This is a genomic window from Mesorhizobium sp. BHbdii (genome assembly GCF_053848045.1).
The window spans coordinates 1-17,661 of the sequence record NZ_JBSPKX010000003.1 but is presented as its reverse complement, the minus strand read 5'-3'; the positions used below and the strand labels follow the sequence as shown (position 1 = coordinate 17,661).

General features: G+C 61.2%; 17 protein-coding genes. 3 read left to right on the top strand and 14 right to left on the bottom strand.

Going from position 1 to position 17,661, the window contains the following annotated elements:
- Positions 1 to 4: 4 nt before the first annotated feature.
- From ACWTU8_RS17125 to ACWTU8_RS17105, 5 genes are all read right to left on the bottom strand, one after another.
- Complete coding sequence (locus ACWTU8_RS17125; RefSeq protein WP_455849103.1) at positions 5 to 1,084, bottom strand: endonuclease/exonuclease/phosphatase family protein; 1,080 nt, start codon at positions 1,082 to 1,084, stop codon at positions 5 to 7.
- 100 nt (positions 1,085 to 1,184) lie between these two features.
- Entirely contained in the window at positions 1,185 to 2,645 is a 1,461-nt protein-coding gene (locus ACWTU8_RS17120) for an AMP nucleosidase (protein WP_240992499.1), read from the bottom strand.
- Between the two features lie 128 nt (positions 2,646 to 2,773).
- Positions 2,774 to 2,962: a hypothetical protein gene (locus tag ACWTU8_RS17115; protein WP_455849102.1), complete on the bottom strand. Its 189-nt coding sequence runs from the start codon at positions 2,960 to 2,962 to the stop codon at positions 2,774 to 2,776.
- Between the two features lie 33 nt (positions 2,963 to 2,995).
- Positions 2,996 to 3,148: a hypothetical protein gene (locus ACWTU8_RS17110; RefSeq protein WP_165778487.1), complete on the bottom strand. Its 153-nt coding sequence runs from the start codon at positions 3,146 to 3,148 to the stop codon at positions 2,996 to 2,998.
- A gap of 302 nt (positions 3,149 to 3,450) precedes the next feature.
- Positions 3,451 to 3,795, bottom strand: coding sequence for a DUF2147 domain-containing protein (locus ACWTU8_RS17105; RefSeq protein WP_455849101.1), 345 nt, complete (start codon positions 3,793 to 3,795; stop codon positions 3,451 to 3,453).
- A 471-nt stretch (positions 3,796 to 4,266) separates the two neighbouring features.
- On the opposite strand from ACWTU8_RS17105, the gene ACWTU8_RS17100 reads away from it, so the two are divergent.
- Together ACWTU8_RS17100 and ACWTU8_RS17095 are read left to right on the top strand one after the other, a co-directional pair.
- Positions 4,267 to 4,533, top strand: coding sequence for an SEL1-like repeat protein (locus ACWTU8_RS17100; protein WP_027152750.1), 267 nt, complete (start codon positions 4,267 to 4,269; stop codon positions 4,531 to 4,533).
- A 438-nt stretch (positions 4,534 to 4,971) separates the two neighbouring features.
- Positions 4,972 to 6,093 (top strand): branched-chain amino acid ABC transporter substrate-binding protein, encoded by a 1,122-nt coding sequence (locus tag ACWTU8_RS17095; RefSeq protein WP_455849100.1) that lies wholly within the window; start codon positions 4,972 to 4,974, stop codon positions 6,091 to 6,093.
- Positions 6,094 to 6,296: 203 nt separating this feature from the next.
- Here the strand turns inward: ACWTU8_RS17095 and ACWTU8_RS17090 are convergent, their stop codons facing one another.
- The 8 genes from ACWTU8_RS17090 to ACWTU8_RS17055 form a co-directional block, all read right to left on the bottom strand.
- The gene (locus ACWTU8_RS17090; RefSeq protein WP_455849099.1) at positions 6,297 to 8,261 is read right to left on the bottom strand and encodes an acetyl/propionyl/methylcrotonyl-CoA carboxylase subunit alpha; all 1,965 of its coding nucleotides are present in this window, start codon (positions 8,259 to 8,261) and stop codon (positions 6,297 to 6,299) included.
- Between the two features lie 116 nt (positions 8,262 to 8,377).
- Positions 8,378 to 8,683 carry a hypothetical protein gene (locus tag ACWTU8_RS17085; RefSeq protein WP_455849098.1) on the bottom strand — a complete coding sequence of 102 codons (306 nt, stop codon included), beginning with the start codon at positions 8,681 to 8,683 and terminating at the stop codon, positions 8,378 to 8,380.
- A gap of 104 nt (positions 8,684 to 8,787) precedes the next feature.
- Positions 8,788 to 9,162: a hypothetical protein gene (locus tag ACWTU8_RS17080; RefSeq protein ID WP_455849097.1), complete on the bottom strand. Its 375-nt coding sequence runs from the start codon at positions 9,160 to 9,162 to the stop codon at positions 8,788 to 8,790.
- Positions 9,163 to 9,686: 524 nt separating this feature from the next.
- Complete coding sequence (locus ACWTU8_RS17075; RefSeq protein ID WP_455849096.1) at positions 9,687 to 10,217, bottom strand: O-acetyl-ADP-ribose deacetylase; 531 nt, start codon at positions 10,215 to 10,217, stop codon at positions 9,687 to 9,689.
- Position 10,218: 1 nt separating this feature from the next.
- Positions 10,219 to 11,826: a carboxyl transferase domain-containing protein gene (locus ACWTU8_RS17070; RefSeq protein ID WP_455849095.1), complete on the bottom strand. Its 1,608-nt coding sequence runs from the start codon at positions 11,824 to 11,826 to the stop codon at positions 10,219 to 10,221.
- 1 nt (position 11,827) lies between these two features.
- A complete protein-coding gene (locus tag ACWTU8_RS17065; protein WP_455849094.1) occupies positions 11,828 to 12,991 on the bottom strand; it encodes an isovaleryl-CoA dehydrogenase in 1,164 nt (387 codons plus the stop codon).
- A gap of 72 nt (positions 12,992 to 13,063) precedes the next feature.
- A complete protein-coding gene (locus ACWTU8_RS17060; protein WP_455849093.1) occupies positions 13,064 to 13,717 on the bottom strand; it encodes a TetR/AcrR family transcriptional regulator in 654 nt (217 codons plus the stop codon).
- 294 nt (positions 13,718 to 14,011) lie between these two features.
- Positions 14,012 to 15,124, bottom strand: coding sequence for a pyridoxal phosphate-dependent aminotransferase (locus tag ACWTU8_RS17055; protein WP_455849092.1), 1,113 nt, complete (start codon positions 15,122 to 15,124; stop codon positions 14,012 to 14,014).
- A gap of 143 nt (positions 15,125 to 15,267) precedes the next feature.
- Here ACWTU8_RS17055 and ACWTU8_RS17050 point away from each other — a divergent pair, with 143 nt between their 5' ends.
- Complete coding sequence (locus ACWTU8_RS17050; RefSeq protein WP_455849091.1) at positions 15,268 to 16,947, top strand: tetratricopeptide repeat-containing sulfotransferase family protein; 1,680 nt, start codon at positions 15,268 to 15,270, stop codon at positions 16,945 to 16,947.
- 398 nt (positions 16,948 to 17,345) lie between these two features.
- Here ACWTU8_RS17050 and ACWTU8_RS17045 read toward each other — a convergent pair.
- Positions 17,346 to 17,661: porin (locus ACWTU8_RS17045; protein ID WP_455849090.1), on the bottom strand; the 316-nt coding region annotated here is incomplete at its 5' end.

Below are 17,661 nucleotides of genomic sequence, written 5' to 3'. Positions count from 1 at the left end.
GCGCTCAGCCTCGAGTCCTGCCGTGCTGTGTCACGGATGCGGTCGCAGTTTCATCTTCATCGACCGGCTTTTTCTGTTCCGGCCTGAGCGAGAATTCCACCATCAGCGGAAGATGGTCGGAGCCGGTGCCTTCCAGCCTCGACACCGAATGGATAAGAACCGCGCCCTTGCTGAAAACCTGGTCGATCGGCAATCCGGCGAAGCGCAGGAAATCCGGCAGATTGATGTAGAGCCAGGTCGGCCCCGGCGAAGGCGCCACGGTCAGCTTGCCAAGATCTGCGACGCGCCGGACGGCGGCGCTCCACGGCACTGCATTGCAGTCGCCTGCCATGATCGATGTCTCGCCAAGCGATGCGAACTCTTCCGACAATCCGCCGATCTGCCGTGATTGGTTGTACGGCCATGGCCAGGTGAGGTGCACGGCTGCGACGTCGACGTCGGTTCCGCCTAAATCGACTGTCGCGATGGCAATCGCGCCGCGCCTGTCGCAGCGTGGTTGTGTGCCGGCGGCAAACGGCCGTCTGGACAGCAGCGCAACGCCGAACACGCCATTTGGGTAAGGGCAGAGGATCCGGTAGGGGTAGGCGCTGGACAGCAGTCCAAGCTTTGCCTTCCACATGTCGGATACCTCGTCGAGGGTAATCACATCAGGCTGGGTCCGGCCGATCAGCGACAGTACCTTTTCAGGCGTTGGGTTGTTGAACCGCAGGTTCATCTGCAGCAGGCGATAGACCGCCTTGTCACCGGGATAAGCCGACTGGTCGCCGGGGTAAACGGGCTGGTCGCCGGGGTTGGCTTCGAAGGCTGCCTGGACTGGCCATAGGCGGGGCACTGGCAGGATGTTCGACGTGGTGGCAAAGGCAGCCCCCGCAAAGAGCAGCGCTGTGGCGGCCTGCAGGCGAAACGAGGTCACGAGCAAGGGCAGCGCGCAAAGCGCCATCAGCACGGCAAGATGAACGCGGAAATGAGCGAAGGAATCGAAGGCCGGATGCAGCGTTCCGAAAAACCCAGCCACCAGCGCGACCGAGCAGCCGAGCATTGCGACGAATGCCGCCGATGTCATCATGTTTCGAACGCGTGCCATCTACTTTGCTTATCGGTAGAAATGCGGCCCAATCAAGATGGCGAAATGCCCTGCTGCGCTCTTACCAAGCTCCGGCCATGCTCCGGTCGATCGATCTGTGCTACTGGAATGCCGTTTCCGAAAAGCTTCTGAGCTTGCGCGAGTGCAACCGTTCCATCGGCATCTCAGCCAGCTTTTCCATCGCCCTGATGCCGATGGTCAAATGCTGTGCCACCTGGCGCTTGTAGAACTCGGTCGCCATGCCGGGCAGCTTCAATTCGCCATGCAGGGGCTTGTCGGACACGCAAAGCAGTGTGCCATAAGGCACGCGGAAACGGAAGCCATTGGCCGCGATCGTCGCCGATTCCATGTCGAGCGCAATCGCCCGTGACTGCGACAGCCGCTGCACCGGCCCGCGCTGGTCGCGCAGCTCCCAGTTGCGGTTGTCGATGGTGGCGACGGTGCCGGTGCGCATGATACGCTTGAGGTCGTAGCCGGAAAGACCGGTGACTTCGGCGACCGCCTCCTGCAGCGCCACCTGGATTTCGGCCAGCGGCGGGATCGGCACCCAGACCGGAAGATCATCGTCCAGAACATGGTCTTCCCGCACATAGGCATGCGCCAGCACATAGTCGCCCAGTGCCTGGGTGTTGCGCAGCCCGGCGCAATGGCCGAGCATCACCCAGGCATGCGGCCTGAGCACCGCAATGTGGTCGGTGATCGTCTTGGCGTTGGAGGGGCCGACGCCGATATTGACCATCGTGATGCCGCCATGGTTCGGCTTCTTCAGATGATAGGCCGGCATCTGCGGCAGGCGCGGCGGCGCCACGCCATGGCAAGGCGCGCTTTGTCCAGCCTTGGTGACGACATTTCCCGGCTCAACGAATTCGACGTATCCGCCGCCGCCTTTCGCCATCAACTCGTGCGCACGGGCGACGAATTCGTCGATGTAGAACTGGTAGTTGGTGAACAGCACGAAATTCTGGAAATGCTGGGGACTGGTCGCCGTATAGTGCGACATCCGGTGCAGCGAGTAGTCGATGCGTTGCGCCGTGAACGCCGCCAACGGCCTGGCTTCGCCTAAAGCCACTTCGAACGTGCCGTTGGCGATTTGGTCGTCGGTGCCGTCGAGATCCGGCACGTCGAACAGGTCACGGATCGGCCGCCTGATGCGCTCGGCTGCCGCGCCGTCGACATGGGAGCCTTCCAGGAACGCGAAATGCAGCGGGATGGGCGTCGTCGATTCCGAAACCGTGACCGGAACGCCGTGATTGCGCATGATCAGGCGAAGCTGTTCGATGAGATAGCGTTCGAAAAGGGCGGGCTGGGTTATGGTGGTCGAGAAATGCCCAGGCGTCGGCATATGGCCGTAAGCCTGCCGCGAGTCGATCTGGGTGAACGAAGTCGTGGTGACGCCGACCTCGGGGTAAAAGGCCCGGTAGCGCTTGTTGTTGTCGCCGCCTGCGGCGAGCGCCGTAAAGGAATCGCGCAGGAATTTGGTGTTGCGGTCGTAGAGGGCCTGCAGGGCCGCGACGGCCTTTCCGGCATCATTGAAGATCTGCCGGCCAAACGGCTCGGGCATCACGACTGAGTCTATGGCTTGGGGATAGATTCGCTTTTCCATGACCCAATATAGAGGCTTGGCCATACGGTTGGGAGGGGCCAAAGGATCGTTTTCATTATTGAATGGATTCAATGAGGCCGATTGGCCTAGCCGCGCCGCAGGCTGACCAACAGCACAAAGCCGACGCCGTTCTTCTTCAACGCTTCGATCGTCGAGCCGGCATCGGCGCGCATCGTGGGGACGGCCAGAACCGGCGCTGCAAGAACCGTCAGGATGAGCGTCGCCCGCGGCACAAGCCGAAGGGCCTTGAGGGCGTTGGCGACGATGCGGTTCATGGTATGTTGCTTCTCTCTTGGTTTTTGCCGGCTTCAATGGCGAAGGTGGCTCGGGCAACCGAACCGGCAGGAATTGGCCTGGTCCCAGGAGCGGGCCGGGCGGCCGGCCTCGGCAACCAGGATGGCGAACAACATGCCGAACAGGCCCATCAGCAGGCAGACGATGGTGAAGCGGCGAGCGAACATTGCGTGGTCTCCTTCAACACGCATGAGAATGCCCTGATGCAACTGAACCGGTTCTGATCCCGGCGTTCATCTGCGGTTCAAATTTATCGACGGAATGTTGAGTGCCCGCCGCCACCGCGCGGTCCGGCCCGCAGTCTTGCTGCCCCCCAAATCTTGGTGACAGCGACGAACGATGCACAAAAATTGCTGTTAGCTAGCGCGCAGAAGGCGCGGCCCGTCCGATCGATCCGGTGTCTCAAACAGACGGCGCAAACAAAACGGGGCCTTCGCGGCCCCGTTTTCAATTTGTGGCAGTCGAATGATCAGAGCTTGTGCCAGGTCTGGCTCCTGCAAATCAGCCCGCCGAGCACGCAGCCGCTCATCTTGAGCGAAGCGCCCGAGACGGAGGCCTTGCCCGAATAGGTCTTGTCGGTCTCCGGGTCGGTTATGGTCCCGGTATATTTATTGGCGCCGGACACCTTGAACGAACCAATGCGCTTGCCGGAAAATTTGCCTGATTTGAGCGTGATGGAAAATGCTCCCCCGCCGCCGGCTATGACGGCGGTCGCGCCGGCCTGCGTTTTCCAGTTGCCCTCGATCGGATCGGCCCAAGCCGTGCCGGCCATCATCAATGTGGCCGCCAAGGCCATGCTGATTTTGCGAAACATGTTTGTCCTCCCCGTGGAAATCCGGCCGGATGTTCCGCCCGCCGGTCTGCCTTTTACGCAAACGTAAGCTAATTCACGTCCCGACAAAACAAAAGCGGTGCCGCTGCGGAAGACTTCAGGATTTTCGGGTCGCCCGAAGCGGTCTCATCGGTGAGAAATGAAACGTTCGCAACTCCGTCTTTGTCTCCCGTGGTTAGCGGAGTCTTGATCTTCGCCTCGCAAATTTTCGTCAAATTTCATGCAAACCGGCGAAATTGCTGGCTTTGCATCCTTAACGAATTCTCGCGTTTACCTCTTGTTTTAGCTTTGTTTTCCTCAAATTAAGCACGCCACTTAACGACGGATTCAAGCCTCCGGTTCATTCTCGAAAACATAGAAAGAGCGGCCACCCCCAAGGTTTATCAACAGATACCAAGGGACAGAACGAGGCAGCTCTCGGGAGCCTGACAGGGGCTAGAACAGGGGATTGAAATGGCACGTTTTGAAATGCCTGAAGCCGGCTTCGGCGCCATGGGGGCAACTGCCCAGGCCGACATTCTTTTCGAACTGGGCATGATGTATGCGACTGGCCGCGATTGCGAGACCGATGTCGTCGCCGCCCACAAATGGTTCAATATAGCTGCGATCAAGGGTTCGGTCCGCGCTGCGGAACTGCGCTCGGAATTGTCGGCCGCCATGTCGAAGGTCGAGATCGCCAGGGCTCTGCGCGAAGCCCGCGAATGGATGACAATGCACTAAGTTGGCCCTGAGTTCATCAGGCACTGAGATACCGACAGGGACGCTTCAGGTCGAGGCCGCGCAAGACGGCCGGCAAGAACAAGGCCGCGCAAGACGGTCGTGCCAACAATGACAGGAACGCGGCAGGCCGGATACGGCCGGGCTGCGCCACGGACAGGGAAGGCGAGCGGTTTTCGGGCGCGTGAGCGTTCGGGATTGTTCGATCGACAAAGCCGCGACCGGCCGGAACAAGGCAGGCGCGGCTTTTGCGTTTTCTGACCATGATCCCAAAGTGGAAACCGGTTCTTGGAAAAGATCATGGTCAAACAGAAAGGCTGCAGGCCCAATTGAGTGCCGCCGATGCGCCTAGACAGGCTTGGCGAAGGGTGAGATTCTCCCGGCCACTCTGGAAGAGGCGCAGCCGGAGCGGCCGCGCGAGAGTGGAGGAGTTGTGTCACCATGAAAAAGTTGGGTATTTTGAGCGCGGCCATAATCGGCCTGATGATGAGCGCGCCGGTTGCGTTCGCCGAAGACATCACCTTTTCGGTGGTCGGACCAATGACCGGACAGCTTGCCACCATCGGCGACCAGTTCAAGCAGGGCGCGCAAGCCGCCGCCGACGCGATCAACGCGGCTGGAGGTGTCGAAGGCCGCCAGATCAAGCTCGACGTACAGGATGACCAGTGCGATCCGAAACAGGCGGTTTCGGTCGCCAACCGCATCGTTGCCAACGGTGTCAAGTTCGTCGATGGGCATGCCTGCTCGGGCTCGAGCATTCCGGCCTCGGCCGTCTACGCCGAAGCCGGGACGCTGATGATGAGTCCGGCTTCGTCGAATCCAGAGCTGACCGACGCGGCCGCGAAAGCCGGCTGGCCGACGATCATACGCCTTTATACGCGCGATGATGCGCAGGGCGCTTTCATCGGTCCATGGATCGCCAAGAAATATGCCGGCAAGAACGTCGTCATCATGCACGACAAGAGCGCCTATGGGCAGGGCGTCGCCGACGCCGTCAAGGCAACGATGAACCAGAACGGTCTCAAAGAGATCCTTTACGAGGGCATCAACGCCGGTGAAAAAGACTACGCGGCGCTTGTCACCAAGCTCAAGGACCTGAAGGCGGATGTGGTCTATTTCGGCGGCTACCACCCCGAAGCCGGCCTCATCCTGCGCCAGTCGGCGGAACAGAACCTGAAGTATCAGCTGATCATGCCGGACTCGATCGCCACGCCGGAATTCTGGCAGGTCGCCGGTCCGGCCGGCGAAGGCACCATGTTTGTCTTCCCGTCGGATCCGCAGGCGAAGCCCGAAGCCAAGGAAGCCATCGAAAAGATCAAGGCGGGCGGCTTCGTGCCCGAGGGCTTCACGCTGTTCTCCTATGCCGTGATCCAGGCCTTTGCCGAGGGTATCAAGCGCGCCGGCAGCGACGACCCGGGCAAGGTTGCCGAAGCGCTGAAGAATGGCGAGCCGATCAGCACCGTCGTTGGCCCTGTCACTTTCGATGAAAAGGGCGACCTCAAGAACGTCAGCTACGACATCAACCAGTGGCACGACGGCAAATACGCGCCGATCCAGCCGTAATGGCTAATGCATGTCGCGCAAAAGTGCGCAGCGGTTTTGCGATAGCGACATCCATAAAACAAGAACTAAAGCGCGTCGCATGAGACGCGCTTTAGCGCCTAGCGACAATCGGAGATGGCCGGGGCAGACCCGGCCATTTTCATTTCGGGCACGCGTTTGTGGCGCGTGTCTTCGACGTCGCCTCTTGGATGAAGGGACAGCGGTCAGACATGGGCTTCCTCGGCAAAACGCACCAGCACGGTCCCGTCGGTGACTTGTGCGCCTTCCGCTGCGATCTCGGCGATGGTCCCGTCATGAGTCGCGGAAATCGTGTGCTCCATCTTCATCGCTTCCAGGATCAACAGCGGCTGACCCTTGATGACGGCCTCGCCTCTTGCCGCGCGCACCAGCTTGACCAGGCCAGGCATCGGCGCGCGCAGGCTGTCAGAGCCGGCAGCGATTTCGTCGGCCCTCGCCAGCGGGTCCGGCACCGCGAAGCTGTAGCCGATGGCGCCCGAAAAGACAGTGACATGGCCTGGCCAGCGGGCGAGGCGAGGGGCGGCGCGAAGATCGAGCGGACTGCCGCTGTCATAGGGTGCGTCCAGTGCCACTTGGAAGCGCTTGTCCGGCCGCACCGACACGAGCGCGACGATCTCATCATCGCCGTATCGTAGCCGCGTGCGCCGCGGAACAGTGTGGAAATGCGAATAACCGGCAAGCGACGACCACGGATCGTTGGACGGCGCCTGAGTCCCGGCGCCGGACGCCGCAAATGCGGCTGCGGCGACGATCTCGCTGCTCGGCGGCGGGACTGCGGTCAGCGCTTGCTGATGCCTGCCGATCAGGCCGGTATCGACATCGCCTGCCGAAAAGCCCGCATCAACGGCAAGAGCAGCGAGAAAGGCGGTGTTGACGGTCGAGCCGGCGATCTCGGTCTGCGAAAGGGCTATGCCCAGCGCTTCGAGTGCCGCCTGCCTGCTCTTGCCGTGCACGATCAGCTTGGCGATCATTGGATCGTAGAAGGGCGAGATGGCATCGCCGGCCCGCACGCCGGTCTCGATCCGCATGCTGGTGCCCTCGGGCGCGGAATCCGGAAATTTCAGGTGATGCAGCGTGCCCGTCGCCGGCAAAAAACCCTTTGCCGCGTCCTCGGCATAGATGCGCGCTTCGAAGGCATGGCCGGAGAACGTGATCTCGCTCTGCGTCTTCGGCAGCTTTTCGCCGGACGCTACCCGCAACTGCCATTCGACCAGGTCGATGCCTGTGACCATTTCGGTGACGGGGTGCTCGACCTGCAGGCGGGTGTTCATTTCCATGAACCAGAAGCGGTCGGCCTTCAGCCCTTGCGAGGCATCGACGATAAACTCAATCGTGCCGGCGCCGGAATAGTTGATCGCCTTGGCGGCCTTCACCGCCGCCTCCGTCATCGCCTTGCGCAATGCCGGCGTCATGCCGGGGGCAGGGGCTTCCTCGATCACCTTCTGGTGGCGGCGCTGCGCCGAGCAGTCGCGCTCGTAGAGATGCACGACATTGCCGAAGCTATCGCCGAATACCTGAACCTCGATGTGGCGCGGCTTGTCGATATATTTCTCGACCAGCACGCGGTCGTCGCCGAAAGCGGCCTTGGCCTCGCGCCGCGCACCCGACAGCGCCTCGGAAAAGTCGTCGGAGTGTTCGACGCGCCGCATGCCCTTGCCACCGCCACCGGCGCGCGCCTTGATCAGCACGGGATAGCCGATCTCTCGTGCCTTGGAGGCGAGCAGCACAATCTCCTGCGCCTCGCCGTGATAGCCCGGCACAACAGGCACGCCGGCCGTCTCCATCAGCCGCTTGGCCGCGTCCTTCAGTCCCATGGCGCGGATCGAGGCCGCCGACGGGCCGATGAAGAAGAGCCCCGCAGCCGTCACCTGGTCGACGAAATTAGGGTTTTCCGACAGAAAACCGTAGCCCGGATGGATGGCTTCCGCGCCGGTGGCCAAAGCCGCCGCGACAATCTTGTCGCCGCGCAGATAGCTTTCGCCGACAGGCGAGGCGCCGATATGCACAGCTTCGTCGCCCATCGCGACATGCAAAGCCCCGGCGTCGGCGTCGGAATAGACGGCGACGCTGCGCACGCCCAGCTTGCGTGCCGTGCGGATCACCCGGCAAGCGATCTCGCCGCGGTTGGCGATCAGGATTTTCGCGAACATGGGACCTCCAAAGCCAGAGCTTGCCGCCAACGGCGCGAATGCTCCCTCACGCGAGCTGTGGCAACACCCTGCTGTGCAGTCCGGCGATTGTCAAAGGATCGGTAAGCCAGGCCTGCTTACTTGGACGCAGCGATCTCGCAACCTCCGCCTGTCGTGACCTTGTAATAGCTGCGGGTGGCTTTACAGGATTTCATCGCCAGATCCTCGGCAGCCTTCTGTGACGGCGCATTCAAGCGCGAGCCGCAGATGATGTACAGCGAACGCACGCGGGAATACGGAGTGGTTGCGTAGGCTGAATGGCCGCTGGCCGCTACATAGGCCTTGTAAGCCTTGGTGCCCGGTCGATCAGGGGCTTGGCGGCAAATATGGATAGAAACGGACGTCGCCCTTGCTTCCCGCCAGCGATTCCGCAGCGCCGACATTCGATCCAGTGACCATAAGCAGTCCTGCAAGCACCGATGATCGCTCGTTTGATGGATTTCATTGCCCAGCCCATTTGAAGAACCCAAAACTGACAGATATTTGACTATTTGGAGGCTGCGACCTCGCAACCCCCACCTGTCGTGACCTTGTAACTGTTGCGGGTGGCCTGACAGGATTTCAGCGCCAGTTCTTCGGCAGCTTTCTGTGACGGTGCATTCAAGCGCGAGCCGCAGACGATGTACAACGAAGTCACCCGCATGTATGGGGTGGTCGCATAGGCTGAATGGCCGCTGGCCGCGACATAGGCCTTGAAAGCCTTGGTACACGGATCCTTCGAGTTCCGCGGCAAATATGGGTGGAAACGGGTGTCGCCTTTGCTTCCCGCCAGCGATTCCGCCGCTCCGACGCCTGGCACCGTGAGTATAAGCAACACTGTAAGTATCGATGCAATTGTTCTCTGGACGTATCTCGGTCTCATTTTTTCCCCCTGGAAAGAACTAGGCCAACAGGCATTACTACTTGGAGGCGGCTATGCTGCAGACTCCCGCTGTCGTGACCTTGTATTGCTTCCGGGCGGATTGGCAGTCCTTCAGCGCCAGTGCCTCTGCAGCCTTTTGCGAAGATCCATTCGCACGCGCGCAAACTATGAACTCGGTCGCCCAATTGAATGGGGTCGACGCATAGGCGGAATGGCTGCCAGTCGCCACATAGGCCTTGTATGCCTTCTGACAGCCTCCCGTTGAGCCGGGCGCGAAATACACAGGGTAGCGGCTGTCGCCCTTGCTTCCCGCCAGCGATTCTGCCGCCCCAAGGTCAGGCGCCGCTAATATAAGCAACCCCACAAGTACCGGCATAGTTGTTTTCTGAAAAAGCTGCAGTCTCATCTTCGCCCAATCCCCATTGGTATTAGCAATGAGCAATAGCCGCGATTCTTTCATCTGACCAGATCGGCGAATGAAAATAAATATGAAAACTTCCGAGGGGTTTTCTTACCTATTTTGGTCACGCGCCGCCGAGCGCAGCAACGGTCTGCCGGTACAGTTCTGCCGTCTGCTGGTCGAAGCAGCAGAAGGTGACGGTTTCCGGAAGCGCGTTGTGGCCGATGAAGGCGCTCACCGTGCCAACGGCGATCTGCGTCGCCTGGTCCTTTGGATATCGGTATACACCGGTCGAGATCGCCGGAAATGCCACCGTCCGGCAATCCTTGGCGGCGGCGATTTCGAGCGACCGGCGGTAGCAGAAGGCGAGCAACTCGGCTTCGCCCTTGTCGCCGCCTTGCCAGACCGGGCCGACCGTGTGGATGATGTAGCGTGCCGGCAGCCTGTAGCCCTTGGTGAGTTTTGCGTCGCCGACCTTGCAGCCATTTAGCATCCGGCATTCAGTCAGAAGTTCAGGCCCGGCCGTCCGGTGAATGGCGCCGTCGACGCCTCCGCCGCCTAAGAGCGAGGTGTTGGCGGCATTGACGATGACATCGACAGCCAGCTTGGTGATGTCACCGGTATGAACGCGAATTCTGTGGTCGATTTCGCTCATCTCACATCCTGAACACGCCGAACCGTGTATCCTCGATCCCGGCGTTCAGCGCCGCCGATAGGCTGAGCGCCAGCACCTCGCGCGTCTTGGCCGGGTCGATGATGCCGTCGTCCCAGAGCCGGGCGGAGGAGTAGAGCGGGTGGCCTTCGTGCTCGTATTTCATCAGGATCGGCTTCTTGAATTTTGCCTCTTCCTCTGCGCTCCATTCTCCGCCTTTGCGCTCGATCCCCTCGCGCTTGACGACGGCCAGCACGGTGGCCGCCTGCTCGCCGCCCATCACCGAAATGCGGGCATTCGGCCACATCCATAGGAACCGAGGCGAATAGGCGCGTCCGCACATGCCGTAATTGCCGGCGCCGAACGAGCCGCCGATGATGATGGTCACCTTCGGCACGCGCGCCGTGGCGACGGCCATCACCAGCTTGGCGCCGTCCTTGGCGATGCCGCCGGCCTCGTACTTTCGCCCCACCATGAAACCGGTGATGTTTTGCAGGAAGATCAGCGGGATCTTGCGCTGGCAGCACAACTCGATGAAATGCGCGCCCTTGAGGGCGCTTTCGGAGAACAGCACGCCGTTGTTGGCGATGATGCCGACCGGCATGCCGTTGAGATGGGCAAAGCCGGTGATGAGCGTGGTGCCGTAATTCTGCTTGAACTCGTCGAACTCGGAGCCGTCGACGATGCGCGCGATCACTTCGCGCACATCATAGGGCTGGCGCAGATCGGTCGGCACAATGCCGTAGAGCTCATCGGCTGCATGAAGCGGCGGAATCGGATCGCGAAGTGCCAGCCCGATCTCCTTCTTTCGATTCAGGTTCTTGACTATGCGGCGGGCGATCGCCAGTGCGTGCTCGTCGTCCAGCGCATAATGGTCGGCAACGCCGGAAAGCCGCGTGTGCACATCGGCGCCGCCCAGTTCCTCCGCGCTGACATCCTCGCCGGTAGCGGCCTTCACCAGCGGCGGACCGCCGAGGAAGATGGTCGCCTGGTTGCGCACCATGATCGTCTCGTCCGACATCGCCGGCACATAGGCGCCGCCCGCCGTGCACGAGCCCATGACGCAGGCGATCTGCGGTATGCCTGAAGCCGACATGTTGGCCTGGTTGTAGAAGATGCGGCCGAAATGGTCGCGGTCGGGAAACACCTCGTCCTGGTTTGGCAGATTGGCGCCGCCGCTGTCGACCAGATAGACGCAAGGCAATTTGTTCTGCAGCGCGATTTCCTGTGCGCGCAGATGCTTCTTTACGGTCAGCGGATAATAGGTGCCGCCCTTCACCGTGGCGTCGTTCACGACGACCATGACTTCGGTGCCTTCGACGCGGCCGATGCCGGCGATGATGCCGGCCGATGAGATGTGTTCGCCATACATCGACCACGCCGCGAACTGGCCGATTTCGAGGAAGGGCGAGCCGGTGTCGAGCAGTTGGGCGAGGCGTTCGCGCGGCAAAAGCTTGCCGCGGCTCTGGTGCCGTTCACGCGCTTCCTCCGAGCCGCCACGCTCGACGGTTGCCGCCTTTTCCGCAATGTCGGCGACCAACGCCCGCATGCGCTCGGCATTGGCGCGGAACGTGTCGGATGCTGGCGAGATCTGCGACTGGAGCGTAGCCATCTTATACCCCCTCCGCCATGATTTCGCGCCCGATCAGCCAGCGGCGGATTTCGCTGGTGCCGGCGCCGATCTCATAGAGCTTGGCGTCGCGCAGAAGCCGGCCGGTCGGATAGTCATTGATGTAGCCATTGCCGCCCAGCAGCTGAATGGCGTCGAGCGCCATCTGCGTCGCCTTCTCGGCAGCGAACAGCACGCAAGCGGCGGCGTCCTTGCGGCTCGTCTGGCCGCGGTCGCAGGCGGCGGCGACGGCATAGACATAGGCGCGCGCGGCATTCATCGTCGTATACATGTCGGCGAGTTTGCCCTGCACCAGCTGGAACTCGCCGATCGGCTGACCGAACTGCTTGCGCTCGTGCACATAGGGGATCGCCACATCGAGGCACGCCGTCATCAACCCGAGCGGGCCGCCGGCGAGCACCGTGCGCTCGTAATCGAGGCCCGACATCAGCACCTCGACACCGCGCCCTTCCTCGTGAAGCACGTTGCCGAACGGCACTTCGACATTCTCAAACACAAGTTCGCCGGTGTTCGAGCCGCGCATGCCGAGCTTGTCGAGCTTTTGCGCGACGGAAAACCCGGCCATCGATTTTTCGACGATAAACGCGGTGATGCCGCGCGAATGGAGCTCCGGATCGGTCTTGGCGTAGACGACCAGTGTTTCGGCATCCGGGCCGTTGGTGATCCACATCTTGGTGCCGTTGAGAACGTAGCGGTCGTTGCGCTTTTCGGCGCGCAGTTTGAGCGATACGACGTCGGAGCCGGCGCCGGCTTCCGACATTGCTAGCGCGCCGACCTTTTCGCCGGTGCATAGAGCGGGCAGATGTTTCTCCTTCTGCGCCGGCGTGGCCCAGCGATTGATCTGATTGACGCAGAGGTTGGAATGGGCGCCGTAGGAGAGGCCGACCGAGGCCGAGGCGCGGGAAATCTCTTCCATAGCGACAACATGAGCGAGATAGCCCATGCCGGTGCCGCCGAAATCCGGATCGGCGGTGATGCCGAGCAGCCCGAGCCCACCGAGCTCGGCCCACAGATGCGCCGGAAATTCGTTCGAACGGTCGATCTCGGCGGCGATCGGCGCGATCTTGTCCTGGGCGAAGCGCCGCACCAGGTCGCGCAACGCCTCGATGTCTTCGTCAAGCCCGAAGTTAAGTGTGTGCGTGTACATGCCGTTCCTCCCGGCGCATGACCCCGAAATCGAATTCGATTTTCGCGGTGGATCATGCGCAAAACCAAAAAGCTACAACGTCCTTTGCTCGCCGGAAGGGGCTGCGACGCTGTAGGTCTTTGTCGCGCCGTGGGCCTTTGCTCCAACCAGGCGCATCGTCATTGAAAGATATGTGGCGGTTACCTCCGAGATCGATAGCCGCTCGCCCGGCCGGAACCAGACGATGACGCCGGTCATCATCTGGATCAGCGCCATGGCAGTCAGACCTGTGTCTTCGACGCTGAAGTCGCCCGCCTCTGCGCCGTCGCGCAGAATGGCGCGCAGCTCCTTTTCATAGGTCGTGCGCAGGCGCAGGATCTGCGTCAGGCGATCATGCGAAAGGCTGCGCAATTCCATGTTCGAGACATGGGTGGAATGGCGGCGTTCGATGTGGAAGGCGATGTGGTTTTTGACATAGGCGGCGAGCCGCGTCGCCGGATCGGCCGCGGCCGGGCGCGCCGCCTCCCACGCCTCGATCAGCCCTACCATGTGCTCGCGCATCAGCGTGAACAAGAGGTCTTCCTTGGTCGGGAAATAGCGGTAGAGCGCCGCCGCCTGCACGCCGACCTCGGCGGCCAGCTGGCGCATCGACATCGCCTCGTAGCCAAGACGCGCGATCAGGCTGACCGCCGCCTCGCGGACCGCAGCTTCGGTCTTTTCCCCGTCCGAACCGGTCGTGCGCGCCATGGTCACCTCATCGAGAAGCGTGATAATAAAATGAACGTTCAATTAATTCAAGGGATGTACATCGAACGTCCGGCAGGCGAGACGGCGCAAGCCGCGGCTCTTCCTTCTCCCCTTGTGGGAGAAGGTGGCCTCGCCCACGGGTCTTGCCTCCGGCAAGCCCGAGGACAGGCTCCGCGAGGTCGGATGAGGGGTGTTCCAGCTTGGCACCGCCGGCACTCCGTCCAACACCCTCAACCGTCTCAGCGCTACGCGCCGATCCACCTTCTTCCGCAAGGGGAGAAGGAAGAGCGCCTTTCAGTTCCCCCGTGCCGCCGCCAACGCGCCCGGAACTTCCTCAGCAAAAATGTCGAGCTCGTGGTCGAGGCCGACGCTGACCCGGATGCAGCGGTCGAGCACCGGCACCATCGGCTTGCGGATGAACACATCGCGCGACAGCAGCGCCTGCAGCACGTTCAGCGCGAAGGCGCCGTCGCCGCCGCAGTCTATGGTGACGAAATTGGTCGCCGAGGGCAGCGGCTTCAGCCCGTTGGCCTCGGCGATCTCGGCGATTCGCCGGCGGCCGGCAGCGACTCGCGCCACCACGTTTTGGAGATAGTCCTGATCGGCAAGCGCCTCCACGCCGGCGATCTGAGCCATGCGGCTGACGCCGTAATGGTTGCGGATCTTCTCGAAATCGCGGATCACCTGGGCCTCGGCCACCGCATAGCCGCAGCGTATGCCGGCCAGCCCGTAGGCCTTCGAGAAGGTGCGCATGCGGATGACGTTCGGCTGCGCGACATCGATCGGCGGCAGCGCCGAGGCCGGGCCCAACTCGCCATAGGCCTCGTCGAGCACCAGCATTGTGGTCTCCGGCAGGGCTTCGATAAAGCGGATGAGTTCGGCCGCTTCCCACCAACTGCCCATCGGATTGTCCGGGTTGGACAGGTAGACCAGCGCCGCATTTTCCCTGGCGACCGCAGCCAATAGGCCGTCGAGGCTTTCCCGGTCGTTCTCATAGGGAACCGCGACCAGCCGGCCGCCGACGCCGGCAATATGGAAATTGAAGGTCGGATAGGCGCCGAGCGATGTGACCACCGCGTCGCCCGGCGCCACATACATGCGCGCCACTAGGCTGAGCAACCCGTCTATGCCTTCGCCGACCACCACGTTTTCGGCACTGACGCCAAGATGCGCAGCGACAGCCACCTTCAAATCGTGATTGTCGGGGTCGCAATACATCCACATGTCGCGGGCGAGGCCGGCCATGCGGGCGATGACGCGCGGCGAGGGCCCGAAACTGCTCTCATTGGCGCCGATGCGGGCGCGAAACGCACGACCCCGACCACGTTCCTGCGCCTCCGGGCCGACAAACGGGACCGTCGAGGGAAGCGCACTGACGATCGGCGTGAGGGGAGGGCGCTGGCGCATGGCAAAGGCTCGTTCGAAAAGGGGCCTTCTTGCTAGCGCGGCACAGTTAGCCGCGCAAGCTCCCGCCTTGGCTGCAACCAGCATGCTGGATTCTCCCCACTCTTTTTGCTAGCGAGATAATCTCTTTTTGCTAGCGAGATATTATGAACAATCGACTCCCACCCGCTTGGTCAAAGCACATCAAGCCTGGACCCGCGCCGAAAGCGAAGGTGCCGATAGTGAAGCCTTTAGCGAGCCCGCAGAAAGGAAACGCCCAGTCGCGTGCGCAGGCCGACGACGCGCTGCTGAAACAGGCATATGCCTTTCAGCAGGCCAAGCGGCTCGACGAGGCTCAGGACCTATGCCTTCGGGTTCTGGCGCGCACGCCAAACCATCCGCTCGCCTTGTACATCTTGGGTACCGTATACTTGGGTTACGATGATGAGAGGGCCTTGCGATATTTCGCACGGGCGGTCGGCGAGGACCCTAAAAACCCCTACTACCACCTCAGCCTGGGCGAGGCCTATGTGAAGGTCAGCGAGTATTCGCACGCAATCAGGCATATGCAGTACGCCTTGGAACTGCAGCCCGGCCTTATCGAAGCACTTTGCGCATTGGGCCGCACCTACACGGCGTTTGACAAACCCGACATGGCTTTGCCGCTTTACGAGAAGGCGCTGAAAATCAACCGCGATCATCCCAAGGTGCGAGCCGGGCTGGCCGGCGCGCTCAGCGGCTTAGGGCGTATGGATGAAGCCGCCGACTATCTGAAAGAAGCGATCGATCGCCGTATTGGGGTGCCGGCTGCCTACAACGACCTTGTACAGACACGTAAGTTCACCGAGGAGCCAGAGGAGCTCCAATCCATCCTTCGCGAACTCGGTAATCCGAAACTTGGTTCGGAAGCCGCGCAGCAACTCCATCTCGCCGCCGGCAAGGTGCTAAACGACATCAAGCGCTATGATGAGGCATTCGATCATTTCAACAGGGCGAAACAGGCCTCCGGCTACAAGTTCGACATCGACTTGTATCGTCGGTGGATCGATTCGATGATTGAAACCTTCACACCGGACTTTTTGGCCGCCCGGGCCGGCTATGGAAATCCTTCCGAAGTGCCTGTGTTCGTGGTTGGCATGCCCCGCTCGGGAACGACGCTCACGGAGCAGATCTGCGCCAGCCATCCCGATGTCCATGGTGCAGGGGAGCTTAGCAAACTAAGGCGGGTCGCGAATGCGATCGGTCTGAAGACATCATCGGCTGGAGATTTGCACCAGCCAGTCATGTCGATCACGGAAGACCTGTCCAGAACGCTGGCCGAAGAGCATCTGTCCTATTTGCGGGAGCGGGCGCCTGCCGCACTTCGCGTCGTGGATAAGATGCCGCACAATTTTGAACTGATCGGCCTTGTCGGGCTTCTCTTCCCCAACGCACGCATCATTCATTGCCGTCGTGACGCCATCGACAATTGCGTCTCCTGCTTTGTCCTCAATTTTAGCGAGGGGCACAGCTACAATACCGACCTGAAAACACTAGGCCTGTACTATCGCGAGTATGACCGCCTGATGCAGCATTGGAACAAGGTTTTTCCAGGCCTTATCTTCGAAAATCGCTACGAAACGCTGGTCGAGGACCAGGAAGCGCAGTCACGCCGCCTCATAGATTATCTCGGGCTGCCTTGGGATGACGCCTGCCTGCGCTTTTTCGATAGGAATGGTTCGGTCAACACGCCCAGTCGCTGGCAGGTTCGTCAGCCGATTTACAAATCATCGGTCAAGCGCTGGAAGAATTATGAAAACGAAATTCAGCCGCTTATACAGTCGTTGGGCGATCTTGCAGAGATTTGACTTGAGGTCGGCAATCCACATTGCGTGGACCGCGAGGGTGGCAAGCGCATAGGCTTGCTCCCAACCGACCTTCAGCCGCCAATCCCAACGAACAGCTAAATGCCACTAGCCGTCTTCCCCCAAAAGGGCGGGAACGAACTCCCTATTCTGTTCCTTGGCAAGCGCTGCTGCGGTGCAGATTCTTTCGAGAGGGACAGAGGGGGCGCGAAGGATCGCTGCTGCTTTCATTGTGCGCAGCCGATCGGCTTCCAACCTATTAGAAATCACAGACCAAAATCCAGCACAGAACGACCATGGCCGGCATCGGCCGCGCCATACATTCCGCCCTTGACAGCCACGCCGATACGAGAAAACCCGGCGGTTGCCCGCCGGGTTCGATTTCAGTCAAACACTGCTGATTAGAACGAGCGCTGGAAGCGGAGCTGGCCGCCGAAGTTGTCGTCGTCATCGGCACCGGTCCAGTTGCTGACGCTCTCATCACCAAGATGGAAGTAGGAGGCTTCAGCCGTGATCGTCAGGCCGGGGACGATATCGTAGGCGATGTTCGCCACGACGCCGAGATTCTCGCCCTCGTCATACGAGATCTGGGTGTTGAACGAGGTCTTCTCGTTGATGGTGTAGGTGCCACCGCCCCAGACTGCCCAATTGCCGCTCCACAGCTTGTACATGCCGCGGCCGGCGGCGGGGATTGCGAAGCCGCCATCCGTGTAGTTG

Bases quoted from the DNA above. Each gene is read 5' to 3' on its own strand.
- ACWTU8_RS17050 (WP_455849091.1), top strand. From the start codon at position 15,268: ATGAACAATCGACTCCCACCCGCTTGGTCAAAGCACATCAAGCCTGGA.
- ACWTU8_RS17095 (WP_455849100.1), top strand. From the start codon at position 4,972: ATGAAAAAGTTGGGTATTTTGAGCGCGGCCATAATCGGCCTGATGATG.
- ACWTU8_RS17060 (WP_455849093.1), bottom strand. From the start codon at position 13,717: ATGGCGCGCACGACCGGTTCGGACGGGGAAAAGACCGAAGCTGCGGTC.
- ACWTU8_RS17085 (WP_455849098.1), bottom strand. From the start codon at position 8,683: ATGTCGGCGCTGCGGAATCGCTGGCGGGAAGCAAGGGCGACGTCCGTT.
- ACWTU8_RS17070 (WP_455849095.1), bottom strand. From the start codon at position 11,826: ATGGCTACGCTCCAGTCGCAGATCTCGCCAGCATCCGACACGTTCCGC.
- ACWTU8_RS17125 (WP_455849103.1), bottom strand. From the start codon at position 1,084: ATGGCACGCGTTCGAAACATGATGACATCGGCGGCATTCGTCGCAATG.
- ACWTU8_RS17065 (WP_455849094.1), bottom strand. From the start codon at position 12,991: ATGTACACGCACACACTTAACTTCGGGCTTGACGAAGACATCGAGGCG.
- ACWTU8_RS17115 (WP_455849102.1), bottom strand. From the start codon at position 2,962: ATGAACCGCATCGTCGCCAACGCCCTCAAGGCCCTTCGGCTTGTGCCG.
- ACWTU8_RS17105 (WP_455849101.1), bottom strand. From the start codon at position 3,795: ATGTTTCGCAAAATCAGCATGGCCTTGGCGGCCACATTGATGATGGCC.
- ACWTU8_RS17120 (WP_240992499.1), bottom strand. From the start codon at position 2,645: ATGCCCGAGCCGTTTGGCCGGCAGATCTTCAATGATGCCGGAAAGGCC.
- ACWTU8_RS17055 (WP_455849092.1), bottom strand. From the start codon at position 15,124: ATGCGCCAGCGCCCTCCCCTCACGCCGATCGTCAGTGCGCTTCCCTCG.
- ACWTU8_RS17090 (WP_455849099.1), bottom strand. From the start codon at position 8,261: ATGTTCGCGAAAATCCTGATCGCCAACCGCGGCGAGATCGCTTGCCGG.
- ACWTU8_RS17110 (WP_165778487.1), bottom strand. From the start codon at position 3,148: ATGTTCGCTCGCCGCTTCACCATCGTCTGCCTGCTGATGGGCCTGTTC.
- ACWTU8_RS17080 (WP_455849097.1), bottom strand. From the start codon at position 9,162: ATGAGACCGAGATACGTCCAGAGAACAATTGCATCGATACTTACAGTG.
- ACWTU8_RS17100 (WP_027152750.1), top strand. From the start codon at position 4,267: ATGGCACGTTTTGAAATGCCTGAAGCCGGCTTCGGCGCCATGGGGGCA.
- ACWTU8_RS17075 (WP_455849096.1), bottom strand. From the start codon at position 10,217: ATGAGCGAAATCGACCACAGAATTCGCGTTCATACCGGTGACATCACC.